Source organism: Lederbergia panacisoli (assembly GCF_024626525.1).
GTDB lineage: Bacteria > Bacillota > Bacilli > Bacillales > Bacillaceae_C > Lederbergia > Lederbergia panacisoli.
In genome coordinates, this window is sequence record NZ_JANJGU010000011.1 from 127216 (window position 1) to 137294 (window position 10079).

A 10079-nucleotide genomic window follows, 5' to 3' on the forward strand; every position below is an offset into this window, starting at 1 on the left:
CTGCGGGGTCTTACCTATCACGCTAATCCCCCGACGGACAGGACGTCCTAGTGTCGGCGTTGGCCACAGGACGTGGCCGTCTTTAGCCGACCAGGAGTCGCCGCCTTGAAAGTAGATCAACTGAGATATTCTTTTGATCATAGTAGAGCAACTGTAGCGGAAATCAACCAAGCACTATCTAGGTAAACATTAGGTAGCATTAAACTTTTAGAAATTCAGCAAATTAGATTTTAAGTGTTGAATATAATCGTAATTCAGTATGTGTTTTGTTGCAAGCTAAATACTCAGAATGACATTTTCTGCAGAATTTGTTTTTTCTTCTCAGAATCTTCATGGTACAATGAATGGGCACAACTTTATAAAGGAGCAATGCTTATGCAATACGCACTCATACTACTTGCAGCTTATTTAATAGGATCAATACCTTCAGGCTTAATAGTAGGGAAGGTCTTTTATGGAATAGATATTAGACAGCATGGTAGTGGAAATCTAGGGGGTACGAATACTTTTCGTACATTAGGAAAAAAGGCTGGAATCACCGTTACTTTAGCCGATATTTTAAAAGGAACTATCGTCATTTTGTTAGTAAGACTATTTGGAATTGATATGCATCCACTTATTGCAGGGATTTTTGCAGTCGTCGGACATATGTTTCCAATTTTTGCAGGTTTCCGCGGTGGAAAAGCTGTAGCAACATCCGGAGGGGTCCTTTTAGGTTATGTTCCTATTCTTTTTATATTATTAGTAGCAGTATTTCTATTAAGTTTAAAATTAACAAAGTATGTGTCATTATCATCAATTATAGCAGGGGTATTCGCCGTTGTTTATTCACTCTTTACAAGAGACATACCACTTATTCTGGTTGCCTTAGCATTAGCCTCATTTGTAGTGATCCGGCACCGAACGAATATAAAAAGGATAATGAATAAAACAGAGCCAAAAGTGAAGTGGATATAAAATATTTTATAGAAAGATTGAATGCCAATGAATAGAAAAGGAATATTATTTGGGGTCATTTTGATTATTTTATTACTATCAGGCATCAGTACTTTACTTTTATTCCAAAATAATCAATCTAAAGAAACGCGATATAAAAACGTTAACGTACAAAATCAAAGAAACATTGAAATTGAACCTAAAGGGTACAAAACAGAGGCTGTTATTGGCGGCATAGGCGATATTTTAATTCACGATTGGGTATATAATGATGCTAAAACAAGTAATGGCTATGATTTTAATCCGATGTTCGAACCCGTTCACTCCATTTTGCAAAAACCCGATTTTTTAATTGCCAATCAGGAATCCATTCCTGGAGGCTCTGAAATTGGAATCACGAGCTACCCATCATTTAATAGCCCTCACGAGGTAGTCGATGCTTTAATGAATGCTGGAGTAGATATGGTGACAACTGCAAATAATCACTCGCTAGATAAAGGTGAACGTGGTGTTTTAAGTGCCATTGATTACTATGAAAAGAAAAAACTGCCTTATACAGGTACATACAAAAGCCCTGAAGATAAGGAAAATATGCGAATTATGACAGTAAATGGAATACGAATCGCAGTCCTTTCCTATGCAACACACTTTAATGGAATTCCAATTCCACATGGCAAAGAATATCTTGTAAGTCAGCTTGATCCTAGACAAGTTGTGGCGGATATAGATGAAGCAAAGACAAAATCCGACCTGGTGTTATTAGCACTACATTGGGGAGATGAATATATCAGGCAGCCAAACCAAATTCAAAAGGATCAAGCAGCTGAATTTATGGATGCAGGAGCAGACATTATTTTAGGACACCATCCACATGTTCTTCAACCGATGGAGTGGGTGAAAAAACCGGATGGCAAAAAAGGGCTTATTATTTATTCATTAGGAAATTTTTTATCGGGGCAAATCTGGGATTATAAAGATATAGGCGGGATGGTTGAAATCACTGTTAAAAAAGAAGTTAAAGGGAATGACTCCGTTGCTTCGATTGAAAAAGCAGTCTTTCACCCAACATTTTCAGCAAGTACACATTTTCGAACGTATCGCGTATACCCGCTCGACGTAGCGAAAAACAAAGGTTTTACAAATCATAGCAGCAAAGAAATACAAAAATTCTTTTATAATAAAAAATAACGGTGCAGTTCAACCGTTATTTTTTTTATATTCGTATAAAGGTTCATCTAGTTTTTGATTATAATCAACGTATAAATCATGTCCATCAAAATACCACGTATCACGATTCTCAATAAAATAATTAATCCCATCTCTTTCGTACAATATACCTACATCAATCGGTTCCTCTTTATTTACACCTAAAGAAAAACCTTGTTGAATTGGACTTGATCCACCATATCTAACATAAAAACGGACATAATCCCCTTTTGTTAAATACATCTCATCGTGGAACCATTCTGCAGCCTTATCAGTTAAATGAATTTCCATGAAATGGACCTCCTTTTTATGAATGTAAAAGAGAAAATGATTGCAATTGATCTTCTAAACCTTCCTTAACTAGAACTTCCAACTGCTTCTGACCCAATAAATCAAAATGGGAATAACCATCTTTTCTATGATGGATCCATTCTTTTTTTAACCCATATTGGATTCCCCAATCCGAAAGTATTTTTAAATCCTTGCAACCTACCTTTGTAACCGTGTGACAATCTGGAAAACGGTCATCTAGCCAATAATGAGTAATAAATGCTATTTTACCTTCATCAATATCGCGTTTCCATTGAAGCAACTCTTTTCTATTTATTCCAAAAGCCATTGCTTATTTCTCCTCGATTTCTTCTTGTCTTTTAGCATTTTCATATACCCGATGCCAATCTGGATATAACTTACGAAGTGATATTGGTTTGAAATTTTCTTTTCTAACGCAAACATGCTTAGTAGATCCAGTAACTGCCAAATCTCCATTGGATGATAAAATCTCATAACCATATGTCGTTCTTAAGCCATTATATTCCTCTATCCATGTTTTAACTGTAACAATATCTCCATATTTAATTGGATGTATATATGTAGCTTGTACATCTATTACTGGAGCCAAAATGCCATCTTTCTCCAAATCCGCATACTTAAAACCTAACTCTTGGATTAATTTTGTACGCCCAATTTCCATCCAAACTAAATAATTTGCATGATAAACGATTCCCATTTGGTCTGTTTCAGCGTAACGTACTTCAATTTGCGTTTCGGAAATTACCATTCATTTTTCCACCTTAACTTATTTATATGTTCATTTTATCACATTGTATAAAAAGGTTGAATTAATATGATTTTGACTTCGAAAAGCGGAAGCGCCTTGCCCATCGACGTTCAAACTTCCGGGCCCAAGACTTGCGATAAAGGAAACACGACGAGGTACGAGTCTGGCTTCCTACGCAAGAGAAAAGGACAGGAAGTTTGCTAGTCGATAGGCGCTGGAGCTAGACAATGTGAGGTGGAAAAAAACAAGAAAACCGGCATTAGCCGGTTTAATAATCTTGATTATGTTGAGCCGCTGCCTCGTCTTTTATTTCTTCACGCATTCCTTCAATACTTTCACGGCGTCTTTCATTTTTTTCTTTAATATGTTCTTGGTCTTGGCTGTCAGAGAAATCCATTGTTGCCTCTGCTTCTTCCATATTTTCTATCGTGTTATGCACCATTTCTTGTAGCTTTTTAGCATTATCACTGCGATCATCAGGTTTTGGTTTATTATTATTCACATATTACACCCTTCCTCTTGATGTTTATTCCCCTTTTGTTTGAATGTATTGGGGGTGCTGTCCAGATTTATCTGCCATTTTTTTACCTTTGTTCGCATCTACAGCAACTTGTTGTTCACCTAAATGATCTGGAGTAAAATTTTCTGGGCCTCTTTTCGGTTTACTCATCATACTCCTCCCTTCCGTATTACTATTTCCCGAAAGAAAGGAATTATGATGAAGTTATGCTCTTCTCATATGCTTTTCATCTAGCCTATTTTCAATTCTTTCCAAGGCTTTAGAATCATTTAACAATGCCTGTTTATTTTCTTGAACAAGATCTGAAAAAGTTTTCTTTCCACGTCTCCTCATATCAACCACTCCTTGTCAAATTCTACTATTACTATTGTCAAAAAAAGGCTAGATTAAACCAAATTTTCAAACTTTTTATAATGTAAAAAAGCTTTGCCGAAATTAAATGGCAAAGTTTTTTTTCGTCTAGCTCCAGCGCCTATCGACTAGCAAACTTCTTGTCCTTTTCTCTTGCGTAGGAAACCAGACTCGTTCCTCGTCGTGTTTCCTTTATCGCAAGTCTTGGGCCCTGAAGTTTGTACGTCGATGAACAGGCGCTTTCGCTTTTGGATTTATTCAGCTAGCTTGCCGCGAAGCACCATTTGTAGAATACCGCCATTACGGTAGTAGTCAATTTCCACTTCGGAATCAAAGCGAACGAGTACTTCGAATTCTTTCTTCGATCCGTCTTCAGCAACAGCAGTTACCTTAATGATATCACGAGGTTTTACTGTTTCATCAACATGAACATTGATGACTTCCTTACCAGTTAAACCAAGAACATCAGCATTTTCACCTTTTTTAAATTGCAATGGAAGAACACCCATCATCGCAAGGTTGGAACGGTGAATTCTTTCAAAGCTCTCTGCGATAACTGTTTTAATGCCCAATAGATTTGTACCTTTTGCAGCCCAGTCACGTGAAGATCCCATTCCATAATCTTTCCCAGCAAAAACAACTAAACCTGTACCATCTTCTTTATAACGCATGCAAGCATCATAAATGGAGCTAACTTCTCCAGTTGGCCAGTATGTTGTGAAGCCGCCTTCTGTTCCAGGTGCTACTTGGTTGCGGATACGAATATTAGCAAATGTACCGCGCATCATCACTTCATGATTTCCACGTCTTGATCCATAGGAGTTAAAATCACGAGGCTGTACTCCTTTTTCAAGTAAGTATCTACCTGCAGGAGTATCTTTACCAATTGCACCCGCTGGTGAAATATGGTCAGTTGTGACTGAATCACCAAATTTACCAACGACACGTAAGCCTGATAATGGTTTTACAGTTTCTAGTTCATTTGATAAATTCTCGAAAAACGGTGGATTTTGAATATATGTTGAATCATTATTCCACTTATATAGTGGATCATTGCTTGTTTTAATCTCATTCCAACGCTTATTATCATCAAATACATGCTCATACTCTTTACGGAACAGTTCAGGAGTAACTGTTTTATGAACAACATCAACAATTTCTTCTCTTGTTGGCCAAATATCTTTCATAAATACATCATTGCCATCTTTATCTTTTCCAAGCGGCTCTTTATTCAGATCAATATCGACTGTTCCAGCAAGTGCGTAAGCAACAACAAGTGGAGGAGAAGCTAAATAGTTTCCACGAACAAGCGGATGAATTCTTCCTTCGAAATTCCGGTTTCCAGAAAGAACTGAAGTTACAAGCAGGTCATTTTCCATGATTGCTTTTTCAATTTCATCCTTTAATGGACCAGAGTTTCCGATACATGTTGTACAACCATAACCAACTAGGTCAAAACCAAGTTGAGACATAAATGGCATTAAGCCAGCATCACGAAGATAACCTGTAACTACTTTTGAACCAGGAGCGAGTGATGTTTTTACATACTTCGGCACTTGCAATCCTTTTTCAACCGCTTTTTTCGCTAACAATCCAGCACCAAGCATAACATAAGGATTGGAGGTATTTGTACAGCTTGTAATAGCGGCGATTACTAATGCACCAGTCTTCATAGTTTCTTCGTCGCCGTTTTCAAACGCAACTTTTACCTCTTTTGTAATCTCAGCAGGATCAAGTCCAAACCCTTGGTTTCCTACAGGTGACTGCAATGCTTCTTTGAAAGCACTTTGCATCTTAGAAAGAGGAATTAAATCTTGTGGACGTTTTGGTCCGGAAAGATTAGCTTCAATTTCTGATAGATCTAGTTCCACAATATCTTTATATACAGGATCTTCTTTTTCAACATTGAAGAACATGTCATTTTCTTTCAAGTATTTTTCTACAAGAAGAATCTGCTCCTCAGGACGACCAGTTAAACGCAAATAATTTATTGTCTCGCCATCAACCGGGAAGAATCCACAAGTTGCTCCATATTCAGGCGCCATATTAGCAATCGTTGCGCGGTCTGCAAGTGGTAGACTAGCAACACCTGGGCCGTAGAATTCAACAAATTTACCAACGACACCATGTGAGCGAAGAACTTGTGTTACTTTAAGTGCTAAATCTGTCGCTGTAGCGCCATTTGGTAAATCACCTGTCAATTTAACCCCAACTACTTCAGGAATTGGGAAATAAGAAGGTTGACCAAGCATTCCTGCTTCTGCTTCAATACCACCAACTCCCCATCCTAAAACACCGACCCCATTAATCATCGTTGTATGTGAGTCAGTACCTACTAATGTATCTGGATACGCTTCAAAATCTCCATTTGGAGTTTCGATGGCATGAACTACATTAGCTAAATATTCAAGGTTAACTTGGTGAACAATCCCTGTAGCAGGAGGCACTGCACGATAATTATCAAATGCCTTTTGAGCCCAACTTAAAAACTCATAACGTTCTGCATTTCTTTCGAATTCAAAATCCATGTTAACTTGCAGCGCTTCAGGAGATCCGTAAGAATCAACTTGCACAGAATGGTCAATAACTAAATCAACAGGAATTTCAGGATTTATTTTTTCTGCATTTCCACCAATATCTGACATTGCTTTTCTAAGTGAAGCAAGGTCTACAACGGCTGGAACACCGGTAAAGTCTTGAAGGATAACGCGTGACGGTTTAAATGGTACTTCACCATTTGTTACCTCATCCGTTGCCCATTTAGCCAAATCCTCTACATGCTCTTTTTTAATGACGCGTCCATCCATTTGTCTTAGAACAGATTCAAGTAATACCTTAATGGAATATGGCAAACGTGATACCTTTGCAACTCCTGCTTCTTCAAGTGCAGCCAAACGATAATAATGATAACGTTTGCCTCCAACATCGAAGGAAGAGCGAGCTCCAAAAATATCATTTTTAGATTGTGCCATGTAAATTCCCCCTTTTCAAAAAATAGTTTCACAAAATAAAGTAAAATGAGTTATACTTGCCTAACTTTCTCTCAATCCTATCTTATGATAACTTAACTCATAAGTAAATTATAAGAAAGTTATGGATTTCAATAAGGAATTCTTATCAACCCTTTTCGGACAAACAAAAAACTCCACCATCCATAATACCAAAACTTTTAAATAAAGAAAAATAAAATTGTTTAATTTCTATATCTTGTTATACTTTCATCCTCTTATTCCCATTTATTTCTAGCATTCAATTTTATTAAAATGTTTATCCTCATGTATATCAGGTAATAATAACTCTAAGCTCATTGAAAAAAAAGAAGCACCTGAGCTAGACAATCGATTGAAACAATCCTAAAGGAGATGAATGAATAATGGGCTTTTTATTATACCTTATTGTTGGTGGCATCATTGGGTGGCTTGCGGGTTTAATTTTAGGCAAAGATATCCCTGGAGGAGTTATTGGAAATATCATCGCGGGTATAATTGGAGCATGGCTTGGCGGAGCAATATTTGGTGATTGGGGACCAGATGTAGCTGGCATTCCGATTGTTCCGGCATTAATTGGTTCTTTAGTTCTTGTCTTCATCTTAAGCCTAATATTAGGTTCTATGGCTAGAGGTCGTAGAAACTCATAAAAAACAGGAGGCTATCTCCTGTTTTTTTATTGTTCTTTTTTTAGATTTTTATATAGATCAACATAGTACATTACATCTTCTACATATTGATCACTATGGTTATAAGCAAATATGGCTTTTCTAATATCCCCATCAGCCGCTCCACTTTTTGCCAAATAATTGGCTGCGCTAAATATCGCATCTTCGATATCCCACGGATCTGCCTTTCCATCACCATTTGCATCTATTCCATAGCCATTATATTTGGCAATTACTTTAGGATTTATTTTCTCATCTTCGGGAATATTTCCTTGCCCAAGATCGGTACAAGTTGGATGAGACCAACCTACAAATGTACAAGGCATGAATTGCATATGGCCTTCAGCCCCTACTGGTGATAGCATGGGGTCCATCGAAGAAAAAATTGTTTCAACCCTATGGATGGCTGCAAGCAAATACCAAGGCACCTCAAATTTTTCTTCCGCCGCGAAATAGATTGGTATATATTCCTCAGGTATAAGCGGCTTTTCAGGTTGAGGCTGTTGGGGCTTATTTGAATAAATCCCAACAATTACTAAAACAATGATAGGAGAAAAAAGAATAAGCAAAACAGTTCGCCTTCTTTTTGATTGGTTCTTGCTAGATTTAAACTTTTTGCTTATTTTCTTCACCTAATTTTCCCCTTCCAAGTATAAATAACAAAGTTTCAACTATTAATAATGGATAAATTATCACGCAAATAATGGATCGCCTGATAAAGATGAGCAAATGTTATCATGCGAGAGAAGTCCAACCCCAAACTTATGCTCGTTTGTGCAATTTCTGGACGCATTCCAGTAATGATCATTGCTATGTCTAGAAGACGGAAAGTTTCTCCGAGCTGGAATATTTGATTTGCCACCATCGTGTCAATTACAGGGACACCTGATAGATCAAGAATTATCCATTCTAACTCCATCTCACTAGCTTTATTCAAACTCGTCTCAAGTATTTTTGAAGCACGGTATGTATCAATTTCTCCAACTAATGGGATTATACCAATATTTTTATCGATTTTAATCACTGGTGTACCCAATTCAAGAATTGTTTCTTGTTGAGACGAAAATATGTATTCATAATCATCCATATATTTTTTGGTAACTAATTGTATAGCCTCATCAAATTTATTACTAATGATTCGTATCCATTTTATCACCATTTTACCGGACACTGCGTTTCCTTGCTCCTCAATAAAACTTTCAATATATGAATAATAAACGCCTCTAAATATTGAAAAGTTCACTATAACATCATAAAGTGGTGTTGCCGTGAGTGCCCTAGTTGATGCAACGGAGGATGCCCATTCATGTAGAGCAGCATCCTTTCCAAATATACTATTTGTTAACGCAAAAATGAACTCCTTATTCATTAAGCGCATCTGATAGTAAGCCTCAGAATCCTTGGACTGTGCATAAACTCCGATTCCTCCAGTATAAGCTTGCCCAATCCAGTCAGCAGTAATATTCGATACGTTATTAATCAAAAATTCACTAATTTTATTTTCTATCTGTTGATCCGTCATGACGTTAATTCCCTCCTTAACATCTTCATCCTATGATATGTATTATGTTTATTATGTGAAAAGTAGAGTCATTTCGCAAGTTAAGCGAAATGTGCAAATAAAAAAGCACCAAACAAGGTGCTCCTTTAATTACTCTTCTATAAAAAGAATAATTTTCCCTTCATCCAGCTCTTCCATATACCGATCTGCTAATTCATCGTTTCCCATTGATAAGAACATATTTCTTAAATCCTCATTATTCCCAGCGAAAACGGAGGCCATTGGACCCGCTGCCATGTAAGGCCCTGTCCCGGGAGTTACCATTCCCGGCACCGCTATTCCTCCTCCTATTCCTGCTAGAAAACCTCCCAAGATACCAAATGCCCCTTCACTAGCAGGTTCTAGCTCTTCCACGTCCATTTTCTCGGTTAGGAAATCTGTTTTCTCTTCGTCTTTTGCTAATACTGAGAACTTACTTCGATCTATTCCTTCTGCTTCATATTTTTTAATCTCATTAACCACTTCTTGCTGACTGTCAAAAATTCCAATTACTCTCGTATCCATAAGTTAACGCCTCCTTATTCTTTATAAATTACCCTTTTCAGAGATAAATAAAACAAAGAAACAAAACTTGACCACATACAATGCAATGCCTCTAGGAAAAAAGTTTTATTTTTACTTCTTGTCTACACAATGTTTTTTACATGTACATAGTATGTTTATGGTAGTGTCAAAAGTTCTATGAAAACTCAATAGATACTCAGTTCCCTTTCCAGTTATTAGTGGAATGACTCCGCAATCGCCCTTGACAAACACGCCAATGGTTTGAATTCAGGGTAACAAGGGCGAA

General features: G+C 37.1%; 13 protein-coding genes. 3 read left to right on the forward strand and 10 right to left on the reverse strand.

Annotated elements, in window-relative coordinates; genetic code table 11:
- The first annotated feature begins 375 nt into the window (after positions 1-375).
- Positions 376-957: a glycerol-3-phosphate 1-O-acyltransferase PlsY gene (plsY, locus tag NQ185_RS14770; protein ID WP_257582721.1), complete on the forward strand. Its 582-nt coding sequence runs from the start codon at positions 376-378 to the stop codon at positions 955-957.
- 27 nt (positions 958-984) lie between these two features.
- Positions 985-2124, forward strand: coding sequence for a CapA family protein (locus NQ185_RS14775; protein ID WP_257582722.1), 1140 nt, complete (start codon positions 985-987; stop codon positions 2122-2124).
- 9 nt (positions 2125-2133) lie between these two features.
- Here NQ185_RS14775 and NQ185_RS14780 read toward each other — a convergent pair whose 3' ends face one another.
- From NQ185_RS14780 to acnA, 7 genes are all read right to left on the reverse strand, one after another.
- Positions 2134-2433, reverse strand: a complete 300-nt coding sequence (locus NQ185_RS14780) for a HesB/YadR/YfhF family protein (RefSeq protein ID WP_257582723.1) — start codon at positions 2431-2433, stop codon at positions 2134-2136.
- A 16-nt stretch (positions 2434-2449) separates the two neighbouring features.
- Entirely contained in the window at positions 2450-2761 is a 312-nt protein-coding gene (locus NQ185_RS14785) for a hypothetical protein (protein WP_257582724.1), read from the reverse strand.
- Between the two features lie 3 nt (positions 2762-2764).
- A complete protein-coding gene (locus NQ185_RS14790) occupies positions 2765-3202 on the reverse strand; it encodes an acyl-CoA thioesterase (RefSeq protein ID WP_257582726.1) in 438 nt (145 codons plus the stop codon).
- A gap of 268 nt (positions 3203-3470) precedes the next feature.
- Positions 3471-3704, reverse strand: coding sequence for a small acid-soluble spore protein Tlp (gene tlp / locus NQ185_RS14795; RefSeq protein ID WP_257582727.1), 234 nt, complete (start codon positions 3702-3704; stop codon positions 3471-3473).
- A gap of 24 nt (positions 3705-3728) precedes the next feature.
- Positions 3729-3872, reverse strand: coding sequence for an acid-soluble spore protein N (locus NQ185_RS14800; protein ID WP_213128127.1), 144 nt, complete (start codon positions 3870-3872; stop codon positions 3729-3731).
- A 54-nt stretch (positions 3873-3926) separates the two neighbouring features.
- Complete coding sequence (locus NQ185_RS14805; protein WP_257582728.1) at positions 3927-4055, reverse strand: FbpB family small basic protein; 129 nt, start codon at positions 4053-4055, stop codon at positions 3927-3929.
- 272 nt (positions 4056-4327) lie between these two features.
- Positions 4328-7045 (reverse strand): aconitate hydratase AcnA, encoded by a 2718-nt coding sequence (acnA, locus tag NQ185_RS14810; protein WP_257582729.1) that lies wholly within the window; start codon positions 7043-7045, stop codon positions 4328-4330.
- Between the two features lie 401 nt (positions 7046-7446).
- Between acnA and NQ185_RS14815 the strand changes: the two genes are divergently transcribed.
- Positions 7447-7710, forward strand: coding sequence for a GlsB/YeaQ/YmgE family stress response membrane protein (locus NQ185_RS14815; protein ID WP_257582730.1), 264 nt, complete (start codon positions 7447-7449; stop codon positions 7708-7710).
- Between the two features lie 26 nt (positions 7711-7736).
- Here NQ185_RS14815 and NQ185_RS14820 read toward each other — a convergent pair whose 3' ends face one another.
- The 3 genes from NQ185_RS14820 to NQ185_RS14830 form a co-directional block, all read right to left on the reverse strand.
- On the reverse strand, positions 7737-8351 hold the full coding sequence (locus tag NQ185_RS14820) for a lytic transglycosylase domain-containing protein (protein WP_373370816.1): 615 nt from the start codon (positions 8349-8351) through the stop codon (positions 7737-7739).
- Positions 8352-8395: 44 nt separating this feature from the next.
- On the reverse strand, positions 8396-9250 hold the full coding sequence (locus tag NQ185_RS14825; RefSeq protein ID WP_257582733.1) for an STAS domain-containing protein: 855 nt from the start codon (positions 9248-9250) through the stop codon (positions 8396-8398).
- Between the two features lie 129 nt (positions 9251-9379).
- Positions 9380-9793, reverse strand: a complete 414-nt coding sequence (locus NQ185_RS14830; protein ID WP_257582734.1) for a general stress protein — start codon at positions 9791-9793, stop codon at positions 9380-9382.
- Positions 9794-10079 lie beyond the last annotated feature (286 nt).

Excerpts from the sequence above, each read along its gene's own strand:
- NQ185_RS14805 (WP_257582728.1), bottom strand. The coding sequence starts at position 4,055 with ATGAGGAGACGTGGAAAGAAAACTTTTTCAGATCTTGTTCAAGAAAAT.
- plsY (WP_257582721.1), top strand. The coding sequence starts at position 376 with ATGCAATACGCACTCATACTACTTGCAGCTTATTTAATAGGATCAATA.
- NQ185_RS14800 (WP_213128127.1), bottom strand. The coding sequence starts at position 3,872 with ATGAGTAAACCGAAAAGAGGCCCAGAAAATTTTACTCCAGATCATTTA.
- acnA (WP_257582729.1), bottom strand. The coding sequence starts at position 7,045 with ATGGCACAATCTAAAAATGATATTTTTGGAGCTCGCTCTTCCTTCGAT.
- NQ185_RS14825 (WP_257582733.1), bottom strand. The coding sequence starts at position 9,250 with ATGACGGATCAACAGATAGAAAATAAAATTAGTGAATTTTTGATTAAT.
- NQ185_RS14785 (WP_257582724.1), bottom strand. The coding sequence starts at position 2,761 with ATGGCTTTTGGAATAAATAGAAAAGAGTTGCTTCAATGGAAACGCGAT.
- NQ185_RS14815 (WP_257582730.1), top strand. The coding sequence starts at position 7,447 with ATGGGCTTTTTATTATACCTTATTGTTGGTGGCATCATTGGGTGGCTT.
- NQ185_RS14830 (WP_257582734.1), bottom strand. The coding sequence starts at position 9,793 with ATGGATACGAGAGTAATTGGAATTTTTGACAGTCAGCAAGAAGTGGTT.
- NQ185_RS14790 (WP_257582726.1), bottom strand. The coding sequence starts at position 3,202 with ATGGTAATTTCCGAAACGCAAATTGAAGTACGTTACGCTGAAACAGAC.
- NQ185_RS14780 (WP_257582723.1), bottom strand. The coding sequence starts at position 2,433 with ATGGAAATTCATTTAACTGATAAGGCTGCAGAATGGTTCCACGATGAG.
- NQ185_RS14775 (WP_257582722.1), top strand. The coding sequence starts at position 985 with ATGAATAGAAAAGGAATATTATTTGGGGTCATTTTGATTATTTTATTA.